Genomic DNA, 22,299 nt, shown 5'->3' on the forward strand with positions numbered 1-22,299 from the left:
TCGGCCAGGGACTGGAGCCGGGTGGATCTGCTGCCAGGTGCCGTTCCGCTGCCATCGGCGGAGTGAAGTAGGCCGCCGACGAGGTGCCCGTGGCCCGGGTCCTTTTCCGACGGCACCTTCCCGAACGGTGCGAGCGCGATCGTTCTGGCCGATTCCGCAGACATCTCGGGCCTCCCGTCTGCCGTGGATCCGTGTCACGCGCGCCCGCACCGAGTGCCCAGGTCAGCCCCTCCCAGACAACCGGTGTCGCATGCGCCGCAGTGAGGTCAGGAGGGGCGAGCGGACTGCGCCGAGAGCGCGCCGGGACCGGGAGCGCGGTCGCGCAACGCGACGGCGACCGACACAACGGCGCCGCAGGAGAGGACCGCCGCGAAGCCGATCATCGCGGTCTGCACGGCGAAATGCCGCAGGGCGATGCTGAACAGGACGGAGGGCAGGCCCATTCCCAGGTATGCGACGACGAAGAACACGGCGAGGACCCCCGCGCGTGAGGCGGGCTCGGCCACTGAAACGGCACGTTCGACGCCCCCCTTGAACAGCAGCCCGGAACCGGCTCCCGACAGGGACACGGCGACCAGGTAGAGCCAGAGCGCCGGGTGGTAGAGGGCGACGGCGCACAGGACCAGGCCGACCGGGAATACCACTGCCCCCACGGTCAGGACCCGGGGCATTGGGAGGCGGCCCAGCACCAGCTGGGCGGCCGCCGCGGAACCGAACATGAGGAAGGCCGACAAGCCGACCACGAGGTGCGAGTCGGTGTGCAGGGTGCCATGGAGCACGCTCGCCCCGAGGGAGGAGATCAGGCCGAGGATCGCGAAGGCGAAGGCGCCCAGCGCGCCGGCCGCGCCGAACGTCCGCCCGCCGCCGGGGCGCAGGACGAAACTGCTGGGCGGTTCCGCCGCGGGCAGCTCCAGGTCCACGGTCTCCGGGGTGGACAGCACCAGCGCCAGGCACACTGCCATGGCGAGCGTGAAGATCGCCTGGACGGTGATCAGGGGCGTGGGAAGCCACTCGGCGGCGGCTCCGGCGACCAGGGGCCCTGAGGCCAGGCCGCCGAGGTTGGCGGCGGCGGCCACGATGCCGGGCAGCACCGAACCCGTCCGTTCCGGACGGGCCTCGTGGTGGAGGTCGTGCAGGTACGTCGTCGCGGTCGAGGCCATCAACCCCAGTCCGACACCGTTCAGGATCCTGCCCGCGATCAGCCCCGGCAGGTCCCGCCACGCGATCAGTACGACCGACGCGACGATGCCAACCAGCAGCGCCGGGACGATGACGCGCCGTCGGCCGAGCCGGTCCGACAGGTGTCCCAGTCCGAGGAAGGCGGCCGCTGCGCCCACGACCATCGAGGCGTACGCCACCGTGACCGTGGTCGCGCCGAAGTGGTCCCGGGCCTCGTACAGCGGCCACAGCGGGGTCGGCGCGGTACCGAAGGCCATAAGCACGGTGAAGGCCACCGCCACGAACCAAAAGCCGGTCGTGTGCGAGGCACGACGCCGGGCGGGGGCGCGGGGCGGCAGATCGGCGGGAGCGGGTGCTGGGATCGGATGGGTCGGATCGTCGGGAGCGTCGGCTGTGGGACGGCTCAGCGGCGTCGGAACGGCAGGCAGGGGTACCCCTCCTCGGGCGGAAGTGGATGGCGCTTTCCATACTCCTCACCAGCCGGGATCAGTGCCAACGAATGTTTTTGCTGGGCTCGAGCAATGTGAGTGATACTTCTCGTGTGGAGCTACGTCAGCTGGAGCACTTCATCGCGGTCGCCGAGGAGCTGAGTTTCACGCGTGCCGCCCGACGGCTGCACGTGGTGCAGTCCGGGGTGTCCGCCGCGATCCGCTCCCTGGAGCGCGAGCTCGGTTGCGTGTTGTTCGAGCGCACGTCGCAGCAGGTCCGGCTCACCGGGGCGGGCGCGGCGCTGCTGCCGGAGGCTCGGGCGACCCTGCACGCCGCCCAGGCGGCCCAGGACGCCGTGCGCGCCGCACAGGACACGCTGCGCGGCACGGTGAATGTGGGCGCCATGGCCTCGGTCGAGGTGGTGGACCTGCCTGCGCTCCTCGGGCAGCTGCACGCGCGGCATCCGGCGATCGACGTCCGGCTGCGGCTGGCGACGACCGGATCGGCGGGACTGGCGCACGCACTGCTCAGCGGCGACCTGGACGTGGCTTTCCTGTCGCTGCCCGAGCACAAACCCGCCGGGATCGACGCACGGGATCTGGCCACCGTGCCGCTCGTCCTGGTGGTGAGCGCCGCCCATCCGCTCGCGCAGCGGGGGGAGGTGGCACTTGCGGACCTCGCGGGGGAGCCCTTCGTGGGCTTCCCGCCGGGCTACGGCAACCGCGAGGTGGTCGACCGGGCGTTCGCGGTGGCGGGCGTCGTACGCCGGGTGGCACTGGAAGTGCCCGACATCGACATGGGGGCGGCACTGGTCCGGCACGGTCTGGGCATCGCTTTCCTGCCCGCGTTCGCCGTTGCCCGCACCCCCGGCCTGCAAGTCCTGGACGTCCACGGCACCATGCTCCGCTGGAGCATGCATCTCGGCACGTCGTCGACCCGGCGGCCCAGCTCGGCCCTGCGGGCGCTGCTCGACCTGGTCGAGCTCCACGTCATCGCCCTGTGACGCGCGGGCCGCGGCCCGGCCGTCTCCCGTCGGTCGTGTCCGGCCCCCTGCGCTCGCCTCGCTCCGGCCGGGACATCTGCCGCAGCATCCGCTTACGCTCAGGCTGCCGTCGTCCACAGGCGGCATCGGTGCTAGCGGGGCATCAGCCGGGTCCGCCCAGCACGATCCGTCCACACTCGGGTCACCACCTGGAGGTTGAGGCGGTCCTCGACGTTCGCGAGGTCGTTGCCGCTGATGTCGCGGATGCGCTGGAGCCGATAACGGCTGTCGGCCCGCCGGACGTGGCTCTCCATGAACATTGCCGCCCGGCCGAACGGTCCAGGACACGGACCGGTCCGCCACCGGCCGACGCCCTACGGGCCAGCGGAGCGGACCAGATTTCCCGTCTTTCCCCGGTGCTCGTGCACGAGGCGGATCGCCATGGCGCCCTCACCGGTGGCCGAGGCCACCCGTTTGACCGAGCCGCTCCTGACGTCGCCGGCGGCGAAGACCCCGGGAAGGGTGGTCTCCAGCAGCAACGGACCACGGCCGAGCGAGGCCCACCGGGTCGCGTCGGCCGCCGCCTGGGCGTCGGCGCCGGTGAGGATGAAGCCCTTCTCGTCCAAGGCCAGGACGCCCCTGAGCCATTCCGTGCGGGGCCGGGCCCCGATGAACACGAACAGCGCCGCGGCCCGCAGTTCCCGGCGCTCACTACTTGCGTTGTCCTCCACCGTCAGCGACTCCAGCTTTTCCTCCCCGGAGACGCCCTGGACTTCGGTGTGGAGCAGCACCTCGATTTTCGGGTGCCGTTCCACCTGGTCAACCAGGTAGCGCGACATGTCCGCGTTGAGGTCACTGCCCCGGACGAGGAGGTGGACCCTGGACGCGTGGTTCGCGAGGAACAGCGCCGCCTGCCCGGCAGAGTTCCCGCCGCCGACCACGGCGACCGGATCCGCCTGGCAGAGACTGGCCTCGTGGACCGTCGCCGCGTAGTAGACGCTGACGCCCTCAAGGCGCTCGAGACCGGGCACCTCGAGCCTGCGGTACCACACGCCCGAGGCGAGCACCACGGCGCCCGCCCGGGCCTGGGACCCGTCTGTGAAGGTGACAACGTACTCGTCGTCCTGCGGGGTGAGCCCGCCGACCTGGGCCGGCACCATGAGGCGGGCACCGAACTTGTGGGCCTGGAGCACCGCGCGTTCGATGAGCTCGCCCCCGGAGATGCCGGACGGGAAGCCAAGGTAGTTCTCGATGCGAGACGAGGTACCGGCCTGGCCCCCGGTGGCCACGGCGTCGACGGTGACCGTGGTGAGGCCGTCGGAGGCACCGTACACGGCGGCGGCGAGTCCCGCGGGACCCGCACCGATCACCATCACGTCGCACCGCCCGGCCTCCGGCGAGGGGGCGGGCAGCCCGATGAGCCGGGCGAGTTCGGCGTTGCTCGGATTTCGCAGCACCCGCTCGCCCTTCCAGATGACCACCGGAGTCTCGTCGGGGCGGATGGAGAACCGGCGCAGCAGCGCGTCCGCCTCCTTGTCCTTCTCCAGATCCACCCAGCGGTGGGGCAGTCGGTTGCGGGCGGCGAACTCACGCAGCCGCAGCGTGTCCGGTGAATAACACGACCCCAGGATCCGGAAGCCTGCGCCGAGGCCGATGAGCAGATACCGGCGGCCCAGGTAAGCGCGGAGGATCAGGTCGCCGAGGACGGGGTCGCGGCCAACCAGGGCGCGTTGCCGCTCCACCGGCACGGCCAGGACCTCGCCCGCCTCGCGCACCACGGCGGTGTCGAACGCCGCCTGGCCCTCCAGCAACCCGAGTTCACCCAGGAATCTGCCGGGTCCGTGCACCGCCACCGTGCGCTCGTCGGGCCCGCCGAGGTCGTGGAGTATCTCGACGGCCCCGCTGAGGATCGCGAGGAACTCCCGGAACGGCTCGCCCTCGCGGTACAGCACCTCGCCCTCGGCGGTCCTTCGGCGCTCACCGTGCGTGGTCAGGTCCTCGAACTGCTCCGGTGTCAGGCGCGGGAACGCCCCGTATTGGTCCGGTGTCTCGCGGACCGCACTCTGCTTGTGCTCGGCCGCGCTCATCAGACCATGGCCTCGTGAACGTAGCACCAGCGCCAGTCCTCTCCCGGCTGGAAGGACTGCACGATGGGGTGACCGGCGCTGCCCGCATGCCGCCTGGCGTGCTTGAGGGGCGAGGAGTCACAGCAGCCGACGTGCCCGCAGGTGAGGCAGAGCCGCAGGTGCACCCACGGGGAACGCTCGATGAGGCACTCCTCGCAGCCTTCCGGAGTACGCGGCGTCACTGGGCGCACCATCGCCATGTGCGGGTCAGGAATCGTGGCCATCAGAGTTCTCCTTCCGTGGGCGGGACTGCTCAGCCGCGGCCCGCGATGGTCTCCTCCACAGCGGCGCAGCTCCGGGACGGGGCGGCACCGGTCCGGCGGGACATCTCCGCTCCCCTGTCGAGCAGGACCGGTGGCGGCATGGCCACGACCTGGAACCGCTGCGCGAGCGTCGGAGATGTCGACCTCGACGTGCTTGAGCTCGCCGGCGAGTTGGTGTTTGGGTCACGGTCACCGAGTTCAGCTCGGTCTTGGCCTTTTCCGCAGCCTCAGCCACTGCAGCGCGTGCGGGTCCTTGCGCAAGTTGATGCCGTTCTCCTGCTGAAACTTGTCGGCGGGGTGGCCCACCAGGCGCCGGTCGAAGCCGCCGCCGCACGAACGACTGTTACCCGCCATTGACCGCAGACCGAGCACGCCATCGCCGACGTCGAAGGTACCGCCGTCCAGGCCGAAGACGAACCCGGTCCCGTGCTGCTGCTTGTCCGGACCGAAGGCGAGTGCGGGCACGGTCGGCTCGTTGACATGCGCAGCACGTCGAGGCCCGCCATGCAGTCCGGCGTCCTTGGGGCGCCGCGCGCTGGGCGTCGTTCAAGTGGGTGGTCACGGTGATGATCGCCTCCATCACGCGTTGCCATCGTCGTCGGCGAGCTTTCGCAGCACCAGCGCGCAGGATTCTTCCGGCAGGCGAGGATGCAGAGCGCGCTGACGCTGTTTGGCCGTGGCCTGCACCGCCTGGTCCGGTCGCCACTCACAGCAGGAGGTCGAAGACGGCTCGGGCCTCGTCCCAGTGCTGGGTCTGGGGGTTCTTCAGGTCGGGATAGAGGATCTTGAAGCTTTGGGCAAGAGCCACGCTGAGTCCGCCGATGATGTCCGGATAGGCCGCCTCGGTCTCCTCGTCGGGCGTGCGGTCCAGAGCGGGGTGGGTGGCGAGCTGTTCAAGGATCGGCGTGAGTTCCACTTCCTGGTCGATCTTCTGGAAGTGGTGAATACTCTCCTGCAGGCCTTTCGTGATCGGTAGGTCACAGGTCCGGATGATGTCGCGCCCGTTGGCCTTGGCAGTGGCCTGGGCGACGGTCAGCAGATCGTAGAGCTTGGCGTCGACGAAGTCGCTGTAGCGCTTGAGATCGTTCTTGTCGACGTTCAGCCCCGCGGCCGCGCGGAAGAACCTTTCGAACCTGACGATGGACATCACGGTCATAACGGCAACCTCCGGCTGCGGACGCTGGGGCGGCTCCCGGCCCCCTGTGCTTCGCACTCAGCCTGGCCGACGGGGCGCGGGAACGCATGCGCATGTCGGGGCCAATTGGCCTCTCCTGTATTGGCCTGCCAGGCCCAGGTGTCCGATTACCTGGGTAGTCGGACGGCGCGCGATCCGTCGATCCAGGCCGGCCCGGCGATCCCCAACCGGCGGGTGTCTTCAGCCGATCCCGATGCCCGACCGATCCGCATGGGCAAGCCCCAGCACCCCAGGCTGATCGGCCCACGTCTCGGGTGTCGGAGAGCTCAGATTGTGGCGGCTCGCCCTCGCAGGGATCATCGAAGGCATGGACAGGAACATGTCCGTCGAGGGCGGGGAGCGGCTGCTGGAGCAACTGGTCGGAGCAGGCCAGCTGGCATCACCTGCAGAACTGCCTGTGGTCGTGAACCGGTTTGCCGAGGCCATGGGTGTGAGCCGGGCGGTTGTCTATCTGGTCGACATCCAGCAAAGACTGCTGTTGCCGCTCGTCGAAGGCGAGCCGGAATTCGAGCTCGACGCTTCCCTTGCCGGGTGGGCCTACCGCACCGGCTCTCTCCGAGCGGAAGAAGACCACGCCGACGGGCTGAACGTGTGGATGCCCCTGGCCGACGGGGCGGAACGGCTGGGCGTCCTCGAACTGAACATGGACACCCTAGACGGGCTCAAGCTACGGCGCTGCCGGACGATGGCGTTGATCCTGGCACTGATCATCACATCCAAGCGCTCCTACAGCGACACCATCGCACAGCGCATGCGGACCAGGCCGATGGAACTGCCTACGGAGATGGTGAGGGCCTTCCTTCCTCCCCGGTCGATCGGCACCGGGCGGGTCGTTTCGACGGCGGTCCTGGAGCCTGCGTACGAACTGGGCGGCGATGCGTTCGACCACTCGTTCACCGAGGACGTTCTGCACGCCACGATCCTTGACGGCATGGGGCATGACCTGGCGTCCGGGCTTGCCACCTCTGTCGCCATGGCTGGCTGCCGTAACGCCCGGCGCAGCGGGGCAGACCTGGGCCCACTCGCGGGCACCGTGGACGAGGCGCTGGCGAAGTGGCTTCCGGAGCAGTTCTGCACGGGTATCTTCACCCAGTTGCACATGCGCACCGGTGTGCTGCGATGGTGCAACTGCGGCCACCCGCCTCCGCTGCTCATCCGCCGGCACCGCCTGCTCCATAAGGCTTTGGAGCGGCAACCTGAGCCTCCTCTGGGTCTGCCCGCCAGTCTCGCCGGGACCACCCGTCAGGTGCACGACGTCAGCCTCGAACCCGGTGACCGGATACTGCTCTACTCGGACGGCGTCGTCGAGTCACGCAATGAGGAAGGCGAAGAGTTCGGACTGGAGCGCTTCACCGACTACATCATCCGGTCGACCGCAGCAGGGCAGAACGCCCCGGAAGTACTGCGCCTGCTCATCCATTCCGTCCTCGAGCATCAGCACAACGAACTCAGCGACGACGCCACAATTTTGATGTTCGAGTGGCAGCCCCCTGATCCGTGACCGCAAGAGCCGGAGGGCGCGGGCGTGGCGGCGGTACTCCGAGGATGCAGACCCTGACTTCGGTGGATGCCGAGCGCAGCTCAGGCCCCTGCCTGCGCGGGTGCGGCGCCGCACAGCTCCAGCGCCATACCCGCGCACGTAGGGGCCCCAGGTCGTTTTTAGAACTGTCCGTTGTTGCCGGTCGCGGTGTTGGGCAGGCCGTCGGCGTGCCGGCGGCGGTTGATCGACGGGATTCGCTGGCGGGTACGGACGGGTGCCCCGTGGCGGGATCTGCCGGCGGAATATGGTCCGTGGCAGACGGTCTACGGACTCTTTCGCCGCTGGCAGCGCGATGGTGTCTGCGCAGCGGTGCTGACCGGGCTGCAGGCCCGGGCGGACGCGGCCGGGCTGATCACCTGGGAGGTCAACGTCGACTCGACGATCTGCCAGGCCCATCAGCACGCGGCCGGTGCCCGCCGGACGGGCAGGACCAGAAGGAACCGCCGGGCGGCACTCGAGTCGAACCCAACGACCACGGCCTGGGCCGGTCCCGCGGAGGCTGGACTACGAAGAGATCACCGCGACCGTTGCCAAGGTCATGGCCGATCATCCTTTCCCGGCCGGTTCGCGACCCGCGATCGACTGCTCCAACCACCGCCGCAGGGCAGGGGCAGGTGCGGCACCCGACTGCCGTGCGATGGTCTGTCCTTTGTCGAGGACCAGCAACGTTGGTACGGCCTGGACTTCGAAGCGCCGCGCCAGGCCCGGGTTCTTGTCGATGTCGACCTTGACCAGTTTGATCTTTCCCGCGAGATCGGCGGCGACCTTCTCCAGCTCGGGGCTGACCATGCGGCAGGGGCCGCACCAGGTGGCCCACAGGTCGACGACGACGGGCACGGTCGCCTGCTCGACGACCTCGGTGAAGTCGTCGTCGCCCGCGTCGGTCATCCATGGCAGAGGCTGCTTGCATTTGCCGCACCTGGGGCGGCCCTCGGCGGCCACCGGTACCCGGTTGGTGCGCCCGCAGTGCGGGCAGGTGACGTTGGTGGTCTGCATGGTGCTCATGCCGCCCTCGTTCCCTTCACGTCCTCGGGCTGGTCGTAGGTGACCACCAGCTCTCCGTGCTCGGCATCGACGAGGACCTTCGCGCCGTCCTGGACGTCGCCGCGCAGCAGAGCGCGCCCGACCAGCGTCTCGACCTCGTGGGAGATGTAGCGCCGCAGCGGCCGGGCACCGTACACCGGGTCGTAGCCCTGGTGGGCGATCACCTCGCGGGCCGCGTCGGTAAGTTCGACGGTGATGCGGCGTTCGGCGACCCGCTGCCGCAGCTCGTCGAACTGCAGCTCCACGATCCGCTCGATCTGCCGCTCACCGAGCGGCTTGAACAGCACGATGTCGTCGACGCGGTTGAGGAACTCCGGGCGGAAGTGCCCGCGCAGCTCGCCCATCACCAGGGCGCGGGCGTCCGGCTTGATCTCACCCTCGGCGGTGGCGCCGTCGAGGAGGTGCTCGGAGCCGATGTTGGACGTCATGATGATCACGGTGTTGCGGAAATCGACGGTGCGGCCCTGAGCATCGGTGATGCGGCCGTCATCGAGGATCTGCAGCAGGGTGTTGAAGACATCGGTGTGCGCCTTCTCGATCTCGTCGAACAGCACGACCGAGTACGGCTTGCGGCGTACGGCCTCGGTGAGCTGGCCGCCTTCCTCGTAGCCGACGTATCCGGGCGGTGCACCCATGAGCCGGCTGACGGTGTGCCGCTCCTGGTACTCGCTCATGTCGAGGCGGACCATGTTCTCCTCGGAGTCGAACAGGGTCCGGGCAAGGGTCTTGGCCAGCTCGGTCTTCCCGACGCCGGTGGGACCGAGGAAGATGAACGAGCCGATGGGACGGCGAGGGTCGCGGATGCCGGAGCGGGCGCGGATGATGGCGTCGGCGACGAGCTTGACGGCCTCATCCTGGCCGATGACGCGCTCGCGCAGGATCTCGTCGAGGCGCAGCAGTTTCTCGCGTTCGCCCTCCTGGAGGCGGGCGACGGGGATGCCGGTCCAGGCGGCGACGATCTCGGCGATCTCCTCCTCGGTGACAACCTCGCGCAGCAGCCGGTTCTGCCCTTGTTTGGCGGCCAGTTGCTCCTCCTCCGCGGCAAGTCGGCGCTCCAGCTCCTGGAGTCGGCCGTAGCGGAGTTCGGCGGCGCGGTTGAGGTCGTAGGCGCGTTCGGCCTCCTCCGCCTCGTGGCGCACCTGCTCCAGTTCCTGGCGCAGTTCCTGCACGCGGCGGATCGCCTGCCGTTCGGCCTCCCACTGGGCGCGTTTGGCATCGGCCTCGCCGCGCAAGTCGGCCAGTTCCCTGCGCAGCTCCTCCAGGCGAGTCTTGCTGGCGGGGTCGGTCTCCTTGGACAGGGCCGCGTCCTCTATCTCCAGGCGGGTGACGCGGCGGGTGATCTCGTCGAGTTCGGCGGGCATCGAGTCGATCTCGGTACGCAGCCGAGCACACGCCTCGTCGACGAGGTCGATGGCCTTGTCGGGCAGGAACCGGTCGGTGATGTAGCGATGGCTGAGGGTGGCCGCGGAGACCAGCGCGGTGTCCTGGATCTTCACTCCGTGGAAGACCTCCAGGCGTTCGCGCAGTCCGCGCAGGATGGAGATGGTGTCCTCCACGCTCGGCTCGTCGACCAGGACCTGCTGGAAGCGGCGTTCGAGGGCGGCGTCCTTCTCGATGTGCTTGCGGTACTCGTCGAGGGTGGTCGCGCCGATCATGTGGAGTTCGCCGCGGGCGAGCATCGGCTTGAGCATGTTGCCAGCGTCCATGGCCCCTTCGGCGGCGCCCGCGCCGACGACCGTGTGCAACTCGTCGACGAAGAGCAGGATCCGCCCCTCGGCGGCCTTGACCTCGCTGAGCACGGCCTTGAGGCGTTCCTCGAACTCGCCGCGGTACTTGGCGCCGGCGACCAGGGAGCCCATGTCGAGGGCGAACACGATCTTGTCGCGGAGTCCTTCGGGCACGTCGCCGCGGACAATGCGCTGGGCGAGGCCCTCGACGATTGCGGTCTTGCCGACGCCGGGGTCGCCGATGAGGACGGGGTTGTTCTTCGACTTGCGGCTGAGGATCTGAGTGACGCGGCGGATCTCGGCGTCCCGGCCGATGACCGGGTCGAGCCTGCCGGCCCTGGCCTCGGTGACGAGATCGCGGCCGTACTTCTCCAGAGCCTCGTAGGCCACTTCGGGGTTGGCGGAGGTGACGCGCTGGTTTCCGCGGACCTGGGTGAGCGCGCCCAGGAACGAGTCCCTAGTGATGCCGGCCTGTTTGAGCAGTCGCCCGGCGGCGGTTGAAGAGCTCTCCTCAGCCAGGGCCAGCAGGAGGTGCTCCACGGACACGTACTCGTCCTTGAGACGTTTGGCCTCCCGTTCGGCGGCGTCGAGCAGGCGGGCGAGGCGCTGGGTGACGAAGACCTGGCCAGGTGCCGCGCCGGGACCGGTGACCTTCGGACGGCGGGAGAGTTCCTCGTGCACGGCCGCGCGCAGTTCCTTCGGCTCGGTGCCGGCCTGTTGCAGCAACCGTGGGATCAGACCGTCCTCCTGATCGAGAAGTGCGAGCAGCAGGTGTTCACCGTCGACCTCTGTGTGCCCCATGCTGATGGCCGCGGTCTGGGCCTCCTGGAGGGCTTCCTGGGACTTCTGGGTGAGACGGTTCATGTCCATGGGGGTGTTTCACTCCTCGGGCCGCGGCCGCGCAGGGCGGCTTCGAGCAGGCTGATGCGATCGAGCAGGTCGAGCACCAGACCGATGGATGCGTAGTTGAGGCAGAGTCCGGAGCGCAGCCGCTGGATGCGAGCGAGGACCGCCGGGGCCGTGGGGTCGAACACCAGGCGCCCCGCGCTGTCGCGTTCGGCGTCGACCAGGCCGAGGGCGATGAACCGGCGGATCAGATCGGGGTGGAGGCCCGAGCGACGGGCCACGGCGTCCAGGGAGAGCCTGGGGGCGGGCACGAGCGCGTACCGGACAGCCGTCGAGGCGGTGATGTCGGTGCCCGTCCGTACCGGGCGGTCGCCCACGCCGGCTCGGCTGATGCCTGCCGTTTCCGCGGGTCGGTCGTTCATCGCGTCCTCCTGGGGTCGAACGAGGAAGTGGCGGCGAGCTCCTCGAATAGTTCGCGCTCCCGGTCGCCGACGGTGGGCGGCACCACGATGCGGAGTTCGGCGTACAGGTCGCCGTTCGCGCCGCGCGGGTTCGGCATGCCCTCGCCGCGCAGTCGCAGCCGTCGGCCGCTGGACGAGCCCGCGGGCACCGTGACCTTGGCTGTGCCACCGCCGGGCGTGGGAACCGGCACGGTCGCACCCAGGGCCGCCTCCCAGGGGGCGACCGGGACCTGGATGTGCACGTCGCGGCCGTCCACCCGGAACTGGGGGTGGGGCTGGATACGCACCCGCAGGTACAGGTCGCCCGCAGCGGCGTCACCACTGCCCTGGCCACCCTCACCCGCCAGCCGGATGCGCTGCCCGTCGGTGACGCCTGGCGGCACGTCGACCTCATACCGCCGCGGCTGCCCGGTGGGACCGGCGAGCGTGACGGTGCGACGGCCGCCTCGGTACGCCTCCTCGACGGTGAGGGGCAGTTCGGCCTCCTGGTCCGCTCCGGGGACGCCACCTCGGGCGGCGCCGGCTCCGAACATGGAGCCGAGCAGGTCCTCGATGTCGATGCCCTCCGCGCCGAAGTCGTCGCCGAAGCCGGTGGCGTATCGGACACGGGGGCCGCCCGCACCCGCGGTCGTCCGAGCGCGGAAGCCGCCGCCCGCTCCGGCCGCGACCCGTTCGTCGAAGTCCTCGGGGATCTTGCGGAAGTCGTCGCCGAAGCGGTCGTAACGGGCCCGGGTCTTCGGGTCCGACAGGACGCTGTATGCCTCGTTGAGGTCCTTGAAGCGTTCCTCCGCCCCTGGGTCCTTGTTGACGTCGGGGTGGTACTTGCGGGCGAGCTTGCGATATGCCTGCTGGATTTCGTCCTGGCTCGCGGTCCGCGACACGCCGAGCACCTCGTAGAAGTCCCGCGCCATGACCGGTCACTCCCGCTTCGCGACAGTCACGGCGACGGGCCTGAGCTGCCGTTCGCCGTCCCCGTAGCCCGGGCGCAGTACCTCGACGACCGTGCCCGGTGGGGCGTCGGGGTCCTGGACGACGCCGACCACCTCGTGCCGGGCCGGGTCGAAGGCGACGCCGGTCTCCGCGTGCCGCGGGTAGCCGAGCAGTTCGAGGACGTTCACCGCCTGGTCGCGTACGGTCCGGATGCCCTCCACGATCGCGCCCGGATCGGCGCCGGCATGGGTCAGGGCGAGTTCGAGGTTGTCGAGGACGGGCAGGAAGGCGGCTGCCGTACGGGAGCGCTCCATCGTCCGCTCCCGCTCCAGTTCCCTGGCGTGACGCTTGCGAAGGTTGTCGAGGTCGGCGAGTGCACGCCGCCAGCGGTCCTCCAGTTCCTGGACCGCGGTCGTGTACTCGTCCTCGGCACACGCGGGGCCGGCGGCGTCGGGTCCCGGTTCGTCGTTCGCCGCTTCCGGCCGAGGCGGGCCCGGTTGGGGCAAATCCCCGCGAGGAGAGCGTGCGGCGCCTTCCGGGACCGGTTCGACCGGATCCGACGCCGCCCTGTCGGGTTCCTGAGGGTGGCTGTGCATGGCGCGCCTCAGTCCTTGTCGAACTCGGCGTCGATGACATCGTCGTCACCGCCACCACCGCTGGTGGGACCACCGGTAGCGGCGTCCTGGCCGGGACCCGTTGCGCCGGCGCCCTGATGGGCCGCCAGCCCGGCGAGCACCTGCTGGAGTTCCGAGGTCAGGGGTCGTGCGCGCTCCACGCCCGCCTCTTCCTTGACCGCTTCCCGGGCGTCGGACACGAGCATCTCGGCGCGTGCCTTCTCGTGCGCGGGGGCTGCGTCGCCCAGTTCAGCGAGGCGCTTCTCGACCTGGTACGCGACGGCGTCGAGTTCGTTGCGGGCGTCGACGGCCTCGCGGAGTGCCTGGTCCTGGCCCCGGTTACTTTCGGCCTCTTGGACCATGCGTTCGACCTCACTGCGGTCCAGATTGGAGCTCTCGCTAATGGTGATGCCCTGTTCCTTGCCGGTGTCCCGGTCGCGGGCCTTGACGTTGAGGATGCCGTTGGCGTCGATGTCGAAGGTGACCTCGATCTGTGGTTCACCTCGCGGTGCCGGGCGGATGTCGGTGAGCTGGAAGCGGCCGAGCACCCGGTTGTCGGCGGCCAGTTCGCGCTCGCCCTGGAGGACGACGATGTCGACGGCGGGCTGGTTGTCCTCGGCGGTGGAGAAGGTCTCGGCGCGGCGCACGGGGATGGTGGTGTTCCGCTCGATGATCTTCGTCATCACGCCGCCGCGTGTCTCGACACCCAGCGAAAGGGGCGTGACATCGAGCAGCAGGACGTCCTTGACCTCGCCCTTGAGTACCCCGGCCTGGATCGCGGCGCCCAGGGCCACGACCTCGTCGGGGTTGACGCTCATGTTGGGTTCCTTGCCGCCGGTCAGCCGGCGCACAAGGGCCTGGACCGCCGGGATACGTGTGGAGCCGCCTACGAGGATGACCTCGTCGATGTCGCTCTCGCCGACCTTGGCGTCGGCCATTGCCTGCTGGACCGGTCCAAGGCACCGCTCCACCAGGTCGCCGGTGATCTGCTCGAACGTGGACCGCATGATCGAGTCGGTGAGGTGCTTGGGTCCCGAGGCGTCGGCGGTGATGAACGGCAGGCTGACCTGGGTCTGTGTCACCGAACTGAGCTCGGTCTTGGCCTTTTCCGAAGCCTCGAACAGGCGTTGTAGCGCCTGCGGATCCTTGCGCAGATCGATGCCGTTCTCCTTCTGGAAGTCGTCTGCGAGGTAATCCACCAGACGCCGGTCGAAGTCGTCACCGCCCAGGTGACTGTCGCCCGCGGTGGAACGCACCTCCACCACGCCGTCGCCGACGTCGAGGATGCTCACATCGAAGGTGCCGCCGCCCAGGTCAAAGACGAGGACGGTCTCGTGCTGCTTGTTGTCCATGCCGTACGCGAGCGCCGCCGCGGTCGGCTCATTGATGATCCGCAGCACCTCCAGACCCGCGATCCGTCCGGCATCCTTGGTGGCGGTGCGCTGAGCGTCATTGAAGTAGGCGGGCACCGTGATGACCGCCTCCGTGACCCGCTCCCCCAGCTGCTTGGAGGCGTCGTCGGCGAGTTTGCGCAGCACCTGTGCGCTGATCTCCTCAGGCGCGTACAGCTTGTCGCGCACCTTGAAGCGTGCCGCCCCGCCGTCGCCCTCGACCACGTCGTACGCCACGGCTCTGGCCTCGTCGGAGATCTCGTCGAAGTGCCGGCCGATGAACCGCTTGGCCGAGTAGATGGTGCCCTTGGGGTTGAGGATCGCCTGGCGCCGGGCCAGCTGGCCCACCAGACGTTCCCCGGTGTCGGTGAAGGCCACCACGGACGGTGTCGTACGGTTACCCTCGCTGTTGGGCACGACGGAAGGTTCGCCGCCCTCCCAAACGGCGATCACCGAGTTGGTGGTGCCCAGGTCTATGCCCACTGCCTTGGCCATGAGGAACTCCTCCCGATGCGGCGGCCTGCGCCGACGCTGCGGATCCGATCGTTGAGTATGGGCGGGACGTCCGGACGAAGCGGTCGCCGACGAGGCCGTACAGCTGCTCTACGGGCTGCGGACCACCAGCGCCGACGACGAGTACCGGCTGGGCTGCGTCGAGCGGAAGGGGGCGAAACCCCGCCCCGAAGCACCAGGACCCGCCCGGTCCGGCCGCCGCACCTCCCCGTCATCCCGGCGGCTGCCCCGCAGGGTGCACAGCAGCAGACCGAACGTCTCGTACGTGTCAACGGGCCTGCGAGGCCTCTCGAGCATCGCCCAGTCCTCCCTGCCGGTGCGCATGCGCCACCCGCATGCCCCAGACTCGCTTAACCAAGCGGCTCTACGCCTGCGCCCAGCAGGTCAAAAAGCAACGGAGCCCATCGCCCCGCGAGCACGAGACGAAGACTCCGAACATCTCGGGTATGTTGGGCGGAGGGGCGTACAGGAACGGTCGCATTCACCTTTCTGAGGGCTTGTTGGGGGAAGGGAGCAATCCCATGACCAGCAGCCGGGCGCACAACGTGTACCGCCACCGCTCCGACCGGGAGGGCAGCCTTCCCCGGGGCAGCGCCGGGCGGCAGTCCACGGCCGCGCGGAGAGAGCCCAGCCCCCCCGTTCCGACCCCGGCCGACTATGCCCTCCACGAACTGATGGTGCTCTCCAACGCCCTGTTCGACTCCCAGGACGAAGGCGAGATCCTGCGCCTGGCCATGGACCACATAGCCGCCGTGGGGCCATTCAGCGCCGAGGCCGGATACCTCAGGGTGGACGGCGACCTGGTCCCCGGCCCGAGGGGCGGGCAGATCCATGCCGCCGTGGACCGGAGGGTGCGGGAGCTGGCCGGGCACGACGGCCCTGTGACCGTACCCGGCTGGCCCTGGGGCCAAGCTCTGGGGCTGCGCGGACTTGAGGGACTCCACGGCTACCTGGTGGTGACGTCCCGCTCCCGGCCCACCGAGGCCGAGCGATACCTGCTCGCCACGCTCGTCCGGCACACCGCTGCTGCTCTGTCAGTCGCCTTCACAGACCGCCGCCAACGCGAGGACGCGCGGGAGCTGCACCGGCTGAGGGAGGAACGGACAGCCCACCAGCGGCAGCTGATCTCCGTCGTGGCTGAGCTGGGGTACCAGCGGGCTGTTCACGCGCTCATGGCCGAGGTCGCTGCCTCGGGCGGCGGCGAGGAAGCCATCACCCGCGCACTGCACGAGCTCACTGGACTCCCCGCACTGGTCGAGGACCGCTTCGGTCGGCTGAGGTCCTGGACCGGCCCCAGCCGCCCCGACCCCTATCCGGAACCGGACCCCGTGCGCCAGGACGAAATGCTGCACGCCGCTGCCCGGGAGGTCGGGCCGGTGCGGATAAGGGACCGGCTGATCACCCTGGTCCGCCCGCACGGCGAGATGCTGGGCGTGCTGGCTTTGGTCGATGCCCAGGGCGAGGCCGACGAGCACACCGTGCTCGCGCTGGAACACGCTGCCGCGTCGCTCGCCCTGGAGCTGGCGCACCTGCGTAACCTGGCCGAGGTGGAGCTGAGGCTGCACCGCGAGCTGGTCGACGACCTCCTGGCAGGGACGGACAAGGCGAGCGCCTACGCCCGGTCCGAGGCAGTCGGACACGACCTGCACCGCAGCCACTACATCGTCGTGGTGCAGTGGTCGAACCGGACTGCGGACGATTCCTTCGCGCATACCGTGGGCCGGGCGGCCTCTGCCGTGGGCATGCGCTCGCTGCTGACCCCGCGTTCCGACCACGTGGTCCTGGTCGCTGACGGCAGGCCGCACGCCCGCGCACTGTACGAGGCGCTCGCCCGGGAGACCGGGACACGGTCCGGGACGATCGGAGTGAGCGCCCCTTGCAACTCCCTGGACGACATCCCCCACCGCTACCAGGAGGCGCAGCGCGCCCTGGAAGTGCGCCGCCACTCCCGTGAGCGCTACGGCACGACGTTCTTCGACGAGCTCGGCCTCTACCGCATCCTGGGACCTGGCAACGATTACCGGGAACTAGAGACGTTCGTCCACGAGTGGCTAGGGCAGCTCATCGACTACGACTCCCGGCACCACGCGGCCATGGTGGAAACTCTGTCCCGGTACTTCGACTGCGGCGGCAACTACGACGAGACCGCCGAATCCCTCGCGATCCACCGCAGCACGCTGCGCTATCGGCTCCAGCGTATCCGCGACATCAGCGGCAACGACCTCGCGAACGTCGAGGACCGCCTCAACCTCCAGGTGGCGACCCGAGTGTGGACGATCGTGCTGGGCGGACCCGGCTGATGCCCCGCTAGAACTGTCGTGCGAGCGGTGCCGGCGGCAATCGCCGAGCGGCAGGAAGGTGTACACGCCTCCGGGCGAAGAAGGCACGGCGGCCACAGCGAACTCGGTGACGGCAGGCGTGGACCACTGCGCGCTGGAGTCGTCCAGTCCTTCTTCGTTGCCGGCTTCCGCGACCGTCACCCGCAGTGCTGTGAATTCTCGTAGTTCCGTCACGGTTGGTTGGCCCTGCAGTAGGGACGATCAAATATTCTTCGCCGATCTCCGGTTGACATGCAGTGTCCCGGTGGGAGGCTTTAAAGGAGCACTCCGGACGGCGCATTGGTTGCGTTTGCTGCTGCGGCCGCAGAGCCACCGGGAAGCAGTGGCCCGGCCTTTGGTGCCGTGAGGCTCCCCGGTAAATGAGTGAGCATTTTGCGAAATCTCTTCTCGACGTGTTGTCAGTTGTGTACCGGCACTGGTAGCCATGCGCGTCCTCGTGCGCGTTTCCCGCGGCGCATGCATAGCAATCGCGGTTGATTCATTCGTGAATCCATGTCGGACAGGAGGAGGGAATCACCATGAAGGCTCTGGTGTATGACGGGCCGCGCTCGGTGAACGTGCAGGACGTGCCGGACGCGAGGATCGAGCGGCCGACGGATGTGCTTGCGAAGATCACTTCCACCAACATTTGCGGGTCGGACCTGCATATGTATGAGGGGCGCACGGACATAAAGACGGGGCGTGTCCTCGGCCACGAGAACATGGGGGAGGTCATTGAGGTCGGCGACGGCGTGGACCGCGTGCGGGTGGGGGACCTGGTCTGTTTGCCGTTCAACATCAGCTGCGGGTTCTGCCGCAACTGCGACAACGGGCTGACGGCCTTCTGCCTGACCACGCCGGTGGATCCGACGATGGCCGATGCCGCATACGGCTTCGCGGGAATGGGCCCCTACAACGGCGGTCAGGCGGAGTTCCTGCGGGTTCCGTACGGCGACTCCAACTGCCTGGTGCTGCCGGAGGATGCGCGGGAGAAGCAGACCGACTACGTGATGCTGTCCGACATCTTCCCGACCGGCTGGCACTGCACGGAGCTGGCCGGCGTGCAGCCGGGTGAGACCGTCGTCATCTATGGCGCGGGACCGGTCGGTCTGATGGCGGCGCTGTCAGCAAATCTCAAGAGCGCGGCGCAGGTGATGGTCGTCGACCGTCACCCGGACCGGCTCGCGCTCGCAGAGCAGATCGGTGCGATTCCCATCGATGACTCCAAGGCCTCGCCGATCGACCAGATAAACGAGCTCACCAACGGTCTGGGGGCCGACCGTGGGTGTGAGTGCGTGGGCTACCAGGCGCAAGACCCACAGGGTGTCGAGCACCCGAACCTGACGCTCAACAACTTGGTGCACTCGGTGAAGTTCACCGGGACGATCGGGGTCGTGGGTGTCTTCGTGCCGCACGATCCGGGGAGCCCCGACAAGCTGTACAAGGAGGACGGCGAGGTTGCCTTCGACTACGGCCTGTACTGGTTCAAGGGCCAGTCGATGGGAACCGGCCAGGCCAACGTCAAGGCATACAACCGACAGCTGTGCGCCCTGATAGAGCAGGGCAAGGCCAAGCCCTCATGGATCGTCTCCCACGAGCTGCCGCTGGACCAGGCCCCCGCCGGCTACCAGCACTTCGACGCCCGTGACGACGGCTGGACCAAGGTCGTACTCCACCCCAACGGCTCGAACTGACCGAAACGGCCCACACCCCCCGTGCGCAAGGGTTCGCACGCGTGGTTGGCGGGACTGAGCGTCTCGTCGGAGGGTCGTACCTCGCGTCGCCTGCGGGAGGGTTGTCCTTTTGGTCCGTCAGTATCGGTTCTCTGTAGGTGACTGAGTGCGTCTCCTCGTCTTCCTCCGCGCCACTCGTCCGTCCGTCGGCCGCTCTCCCCGTCCCGGCCTGATCGGGGGACGCCGGGCACCAAGGCGCCTGTCGCGCTCGACTGCCACATAGAGGGGCGTTACAACGGGACCTCGGGCGAAAAACCGTCGCGCGTGCCCGCCCTCGACCGGATTGAGACCGTGACAGATTTCCTGCCTGCCGCTGCGGCGCACGTCGTGCGGATCGTGCTGGTCGCCGACCCCGGAGTGGCGTCGGAGATCGCCCAGGAATTGGCCGACAAGCTGCCGCAGCAGCTGAGGCGGCGGGTCCGCGCGGACGTCGACTGGCGGGTGACAGCGCGCACGGTACCCCTGGTCGCAGACGAGCAACTGGACGTCTCTTCCGCGGCCGACGTCGTACGCCCCTTGCTCCCCGAGGGCGACTGGGACGCCGGAGTCCTCCTCACCGATCTGCCTCGACGAGCCGGCCTGCGCCCGGTCAGCGTCGAGGTGAGCCCGGCGGACCGCATCGCGCTGGTGTCCCTGCCCGCGCTCGGCTCCTGGCGGATGCGACGACGCGCCCGGCGCGTCGTCGCGGATGTCGTCGGCATGCTCACCCGGGAACGTGCTGATCTCGCTCCCCTGGAGGAAGCCGGCCGGCTCGAAGGTTCGGGGGTCGGCGAGGATGGTTTGGAACGCTTTATCCTGCCCGGCCTGCGCGGACATCTGAGTCTCGTCATCGGTATGGTGCGGGCCAACCGGCCCTGGCGGCTCTTCGCCACCCTCTCCCGCGCACTGGCCGGTGTCTTCGCAACCGCCGCCTTCGGCCTGATCAACAACTCGACCTGGAAAATCTCTTCGGGGATGGACGTGGGGCGCCTGATCGGGGCCTCTGTACTGTCCCTTCTCGCCCTCACGGCATGGATCATCATTGATCACGAGCTCTGGGAACGCCCTCACGGTTCGCTCTCCCGCTCCTTCTCCCGCCTCTACAACACAGTTACGTGCGTGACGATCACCTTCGGTGTGCTCTCCCTGTACGTGATCCTGTTCTTCACCCTCTTCGGCGTCTCCAAGCTCATCCTGACCCCGCCGGCCTTCGGCACGGTTATCGGGCAAGGCGCAACGGTCCACGACTACGCCGTGCTCGCCTGGTTCGTCAGCTCGATGGGCATGGTCGGGGGTGCGTTCGGATCCGGACTCGAGGACGACGGCACCGTCCGCAACGCGGCGTACGGCGAGCGGCAGCGCCAGCGATGGCAGAAGCTGCGAGAGGAGAAGAAGGTGCGGGAAGAGCTGGAGAGCGAGACGTAGAGCGTCCCTGAGCCGAGGCCTGACCCATTGCAGCCGACGCAGGTCGTCATGCTGCTGCCCATTTGACGCCGAGTTCTCGGGTGTGCCGTTGTGGCGTCGGTCTTGGTGTTGCTGATTGCGATCTCTCGGTTTGGCAGTGGTAGGCAGCCGTGGCCTGCCTCTCCGAATGAGCTCACCACGCCCACTCACGCGGCCGCTGCCGCCACGGGCGGCATCTGCGCGACCCACACCAACGTCACGCTGACCAGCCTGACTTGCGTTCGGCCCGGGCAGTTAGGGATTCGGTAGCGACGCGTTGTGGTTGCTGCGCCGACAGTTGGCCAACGTTGCGGGCTACCTCGACCGGCTCAGGAAGAGCGCACGCCTGCCCACGACCAGTTCACGCTTGAGCTCGATCCCGGCGACCAGGAAGAACACCGCGAGCAGACCCTCCGCCGTCCGGTGCCCCGCCGACAGGGCAAGGCCGAGTGCCGGTATCCCGAAGTGGAAATCCCGTATCTCCTCGTACGCCCCGCTCCACGGGCTGTTCGCCCACACTAGGACGTGTTTGAGATGTTGATCAAGGTCGTGAAACGATCTTCAGATGTCTCGTGGCGATCTGACGGATGCACAGTGGGAGCGGCTGGAAGCGGTGTTGCCGCCGATACCGAAGATGGGCCGACCTCCGAGGGATCGGCGGCAGGTGTTCGACGGGATCTGGTGGCGGGCCCGGACCGGCTCGCCTTGGAGAGATCTGCCCGAGCGATACGGCCCCTGGGAGACCGCGTATGCGGTGTTCCGGCGATGGCAGATCGACGAAACATGGGCCCGCGTCCTGAAGAAGTTGCAGGTCAAGGCAGATGCGGATGGGATCATCGAGTGGGAGGTCTCGGCTGACTCCACCGTCTGCCGGGCTCACCAGCACACCGCCGGGGCCTGCAAAAGGGGGCTGACGATCCGGGCCGGACGCGTCCGGACGGCCTCGCGGCCGAGCCGGACGACCACGGTCTGGGACGCTCGCGCGGCGGACTGACCACCAAGATTCACCTCGCCGTCGACGCCTCCTTCCACGTCCTCGCTGCCGTCATCACCGCCGGCCAACGAGGCGACGCGCCCGCCTTCGAGCAGGTGATGGACCGAATTCGTGTCCCCCAGATCAGCGGTGGACGCCCCCGCACCCGGCCCGGACATGTGCTTGCCGACCGGGCGTACTCCTCCCGTCAGATTCGCTCCTACCTGCGCAAACGCGGGATCGCGCACACCATCCCGGAGAAGCGAGACCAGGCCGGACACCGACTCCGCCGCGGTTCCGCCGGAGGCCGTCCGCCCGGCTTCGACCGCGAAATGTACAAGCGCAGGCACAAAGTCGAGTGCCGGATCGGCCTTCTGAAGCAGGCGAGAGGCGTTGCGACCAGGTACGACAAGCTCGCCGTCCGCTACGAGTCGACCGTCCAGCTCACCCTCATACGGCAGGCGCTGTGACCACATCTCAAACACGTCCTAGCGCCACTACCGCGGCGGCAAGGAGTACCAGGCCACCGACGATCTCGGTGCGCAGTGCACGCGCGAGGGGCCTGACGCTCAGGCAGAGGTAGCAGGCCCAGGAAGTAGGAACGCGAGCGAAC

General features: G+C 68.7%; 18 protein-coding genes and 3 pseudogenes. 7 read left to right on the forward strand and 14 right to left on the reverse strand.

Annotation, left to right across the window (positions count from 1 at the left end):
- Positions 1-266: 266 nt before the first annotated feature.
- The gene (locus OG963_RS03845; RefSeq protein ID WP_371798382.1) at positions 267-1,454 is read right to left on the reverse strand and encodes an MFS transporter; all 1,188 of its coding nucleotides are present in this window, start codon (positions 1,452-1,454) and stop codon (positions 267-269) included.
- A gap of 266 nt (positions 1,455-1,720) precedes the next feature.
- On the opposite strand from OG963_RS03845, the gene OG963_RS03850 reads away from it, so the two are divergent.
- On the forward strand, positions 1,721-2,611 hold the full coding sequence (locus OG963_RS03850) for a LysR family transcriptional regulator (protein WP_371798383.1): 891 nt from the start codon (positions 1,721-1,723) through the stop codon (positions 2,609-2,611).
- Positions 2,612-2,742: 131 nt separating this feature from the next.
- On the opposite strand, the gene OG963_RS03855 is transcribed toward OG963_RS03850, so the two are convergent.
- From OG963_RS03855 to OG963_RS03875, 5 genes and pseudogenes are all read right to left on the reverse strand, one after another.
- Positions 2,743-2,904 carry a helix-turn-helix domain-containing protein gene (locus tag OG963_RS03855; RefSeq protein ID WP_371798384.1) on the reverse strand — a complete coding sequence of 54 codons (162 nt, stop codon included), beginning with the start codon at positions 2,902-2,904 and terminating at the stop codon, positions 2,743-2,745.
- Between the two features lie 60 nt (positions 2,905-2,964).
- On the reverse strand, positions 2,965-4,677 hold the full coding sequence (locus OG963_RS03860) for an FAD-dependent oxidoreductase (protein ID WP_371798385.1): 1,713 nt from the start codon (positions 4,675-4,677) through the stop codon (positions 2,965-2,967).
- Positions 4,677-4,940 carry a UBP-type zinc finger domain-containing protein gene (locus OG963_RS03865; RefSeq protein ID WP_354387779.1) on the reverse strand — a complete coding sequence of 88 codons (264 nt, stop codon included), beginning with the start codon at positions 4,938-4,940 and terminating at the stop codon, positions 4,677-4,679. The genes OG963_RS03860 and OG963_RS03865 overlap by 1 nt, the downstream gene beginning before the upstream one ends.
- A gap of 217 nt (positions 4,941-5,157) precedes the next feature.
- Positions 5,158-5,618: pseudogene (locus tag OG963_RS03870) on the reverse strand (Hsp70 family protein); the annotation flags it as partial.
- 67 nt (positions 5,619-5,685) lie between these two features.
- Positions 5,686-6,135, reverse strand: a complete 450-nt coding sequence (locus OG963_RS03875; protein WP_371798386.1) for a DUF1931 family protein — start codon at positions 6,133-6,135, stop codon at positions 5,686-5,688.
- A 346-nt stretch (positions 6,136-6,481) separates the two neighbouring features.
- On the opposite strand from OG963_RS03875, the gene OG963_RS03880 reads away from it, so the two are divergent.
- Both OG963_RS03880 and OG963_RS03885 read left to right on the forward strand, forming a co-directional pair.
- Positions 6,482-7,675, forward strand: coding sequence for a PP2C family protein-serine/threonine phosphatase (locus OG963_RS03880; RefSeq protein ID WP_371798387.1), 1,194 nt, complete (start codon positions 6,482-6,484; stop codon positions 7,673-7,675).
- A gap of 186 nt (positions 7,676-7,861) precedes the next feature.
- Positions 7,862-7,966: pseudogene (locus OG963_RS03885) on the forward strand (transposase); the annotation flags it as partial.
- 294 nt (positions 7,967-8,260) lie between these two features.
- Here OG963_RS03885 and trxA read toward each other — a convergent pair.
- The 7 genes from trxA to OG963_RS03920 all read right to left on the reverse strand — a co-directional run bounded on the left by trxA (position 8,261) and on the right by OG963_RS03920 (position 15,537).
- Positions 8,261-8,719, reverse strand: a complete 459-nt coding sequence (gene trxA, locus OG963_RS03890; RefSeq protein ID WP_371798388.1) for a thioredoxin — start codon at positions 8,717-8,719, stop codon at positions 8,261-8,263.
- Positions 8,716-11,355 (reverse strand): ATP-dependent chaperone ClpB, encoded by a 2,640-nt coding sequence (gene clpB / locus OG963_RS03895; protein WP_371798389.1) that lies wholly within the window; start codon positions 11,353-11,355, stop codon positions 8,716-8,718. Before clpB ends, trxA begins: the two co-directional genes overlap by 4 nt.
- Positions 11,346-11,753: a chaperone modulator CbpM gene (locus OG963_RS03900; protein ID WP_371798390.1), complete on the reverse strand. Its 408-nt coding sequence runs from the start codon at positions 11,751-11,753 to the stop codon at positions 11,346-11,348. The genes clpB and OG963_RS03900 overlap by 10 nt, the downstream gene beginning before the upstream one ends.
- The gene (locus tag OG963_RS03905) at positions 11,750-12,703 is read right to left on the reverse strand and encodes a DnaJ C-terminal domain-containing protein (RefSeq protein WP_371798391.1); all 954 of its coding nucleotides are present in this window, start codon (positions 12,701-12,703) and stop codon (positions 11,750-11,752) included. The genes OG963_RS03900 and OG963_RS03905 overlap by 4 nt, the downstream gene beginning before the upstream one ends.
- A gap of 6 nt (positions 12,704-12,709) precedes the next feature.
- The gene (locus OG963_RS03910) at positions 12,710-13,318 is read right to left on the reverse strand and encodes a nucleotide exchange factor GrpE (RefSeq protein WP_371798392.1); all 609 of its coding nucleotides are present in this window, start codon (positions 13,316-13,318) and stop codon (positions 12,710-12,712) included.
- Between the two features lie 8 nt (positions 13,319-13,326).
- A complete protein-coding gene (dnaK, locus tag OG963_RS03915) occupies positions 13,327-15,222 on the reverse strand; it encodes a molecular chaperone DnaK (RefSeq protein ID WP_371798393.1) in 1,896 nt (631 codons plus the stop codon).
- A 108-nt stretch (positions 15,223-15,330) separates the two neighbouring features.
- On the reverse strand, positions 15,331-15,537 hold the full coding sequence (locus OG963_RS03920; protein WP_371798394.1) for a hypothetical protein: 207 nt from the start codon (positions 15,535-15,537) through the stop codon (positions 15,331-15,333).
- A gap of 224 nt (positions 15,538-15,761) precedes the next feature.
- Between OG963_RS03920 and OG963_RS03925 the strand changes: the two genes are divergently transcribed.
- The 3 genes from OG963_RS03925 to OG963_RS03935 all read left to right on the forward strand — a co-directional run bounded on the left by OG963_RS03925 (position 15,762) and on the right by OG963_RS03935 (position 20,695).
- Positions 15,762-17,540, forward strand: a complete 1,779-nt coding sequence (locus OG963_RS03925) for a PucR family transcriptional regulator (RefSeq protein ID WP_371798395.1) — start codon at positions 15,762-15,764, stop codon at positions 17,538-17,540.
- 557 nt (positions 17,541-18,097) lie between these two features.
- On the forward strand, positions 18,098-19,252 hold the full coding sequence (locus OG963_RS03930) for a glutathione-independent formaldehyde dehydrogenase (RefSeq protein WP_371798396.1): 1,155 nt from the start codon (positions 18,098-18,100) through the stop codon (positions 19,250-19,252).
- 330 nt (positions 19,253-19,582) lie between these two features.
- Positions 19,583-20,695 (forward strand): hypothetical protein, encoded by a 1,113-nt coding sequence (locus tag OG963_RS03935; RefSeq protein WP_371798397.1) that lies wholly within the window; start codon positions 19,583-19,585, stop codon positions 20,693-20,695.
- Positions 20,696-21,061: 366 nt separating this feature from the next.
- Here the strand turns inward: OG963_RS03935 and OG963_RS03940 are convergent.
- Positions 21,062-21,232: pseudogene (locus OG963_RS03940) on the reverse strand (Na+/H+ antiporter NhaA); the annotation flags it as partial.
- Between the two features lie 46 nt (positions 21,233-21,278).
- Between OG963_RS03940 and OG963_RS03945 the strand changes: the two are divergent.
- A protein-coding gene (locus OG963_RS03945; RefSeq protein ID WP_371798398.1) for an IS5 family transposase occupies positions 21,279-22,156 on the forward strand; the annotation gives its coding sequence in 2 pieces (ribosomal slippage) (positions 21,279-21,672 and positions 21,672-22,156; 879 coding nt in all).
- Positions 22,157-22,299 lie beyond the last annotated feature (143 nt).

It is taken from the genome of Streptomyces sp. NBC_01707 (assembly GCF_041438805.1).
Lineage (GTDB): Bacteria > Actinomycetota > Actinomycetes > Streptomycetales > Streptomycetaceae > Streptomyces.

What these genes read in the sequence shown, in the direction of transcription:
- OG963_RS03855 (WP_371798384.1), bottom strand. Translation starts at nt 2,904, where the DNA reads ATGGAGAGCCACGTCCGGCGGGCCGACAGCCGTTATCGGCTCCAGCGC.
- OG963_RS03875 (WP_371798386.1), bottom strand. Translation starts at nt 6,135, where the DNA reads ATGACCGTGATGTCCATCGTCAGGTTCGAAAGGTTCTTCCGCGCGGCC.
- OG963_RS03880 (WP_371798387.1), top strand. Translation starts at nt 6,482, where the DNA reads ATGGACAGGAACATGTCCGTCGAGGGCGGGGAGCGGCTGCTGGAGCAA.
- trxA (WP_371798388.1), bottom strand. Translation starts at nt 8,719, where the DNA reads ATGAGCACCATGCAGACCACCAACGTCACCTGCCCGCACTGCGGGCGC.
- OG963_RS03865 (WP_354387779.1), bottom strand. Translation starts at nt 4,940, where the DNA reads ATGGCCACGATTCCTGACCCGCACATGGCGATGGTGCGCCCAGTGACG.
- OG963_RS03905 (WP_371798391.1), bottom strand. Translation starts at nt 12,703, where the DNA reads ATGGCGCGGGACTTCTACGAGGTGCTCGGCGTGTCGCGGACCGCGAGC.
- OG963_RS03860 (WP_371798385.1), bottom strand. Translation starts at nt 4,677, where the DNA reads ATGAGCGCGGCCGAGCACAAGCAGAGTGCGGTCCGCGAGACACCGGAC.
- dnaK (WP_371798393.1), bottom strand. Translation starts at nt 15,222, where the DNA reads ATGGCCAAGGCAGTGGGCATAGACCTGGGCACCACCAACTCGGTGATC.
- OG963_RS03920 (WP_371798394.1), bottom strand. Translation starts at nt 15,537, where the DNA reads ATGCTCGAGAGGCCTCGCAGGCCCGTTGACACGTACGAGACGTTCGGT.
- OG963_RS03925 (WP_371798395.1), top strand. Translation starts at nt 15,762, where the DNA reads ATGACCAGCAGCCGGGCGCACAACGTGTACCGCCACCGCTCCGACCGG.
- OG963_RS03930 (WP_371798396.1), top strand. Translation starts at nt 18,098, where the DNA reads ATGAAGGCTCTGGTGTATGACGGGCCGCGCTCGGTGAACGTGCAGGAC.
- clpB (WP_371798389.1), bottom strand. Translation starts at nt 11,355, where the DNA reads ATGGACATGAACCGTCTCACCCAGAAGTCCCAGGAAGCCCTCCAGGAG.
- OG963_RS03900 (WP_371798390.1), bottom strand. Translation starts at nt 11,753, where the DNA reads ATGAACGACCGACCCGCGGAAACGGCAGGCATCAGCCGAGCCGGCGTG.
- OG963_RS03910 (WP_371798392.1), bottom strand. Translation starts at nt 13,318, where the DNA reads ATGCACAGCCACCCTCAGGAACCCGACAGGGCGGCGTCGGATCCGGTC.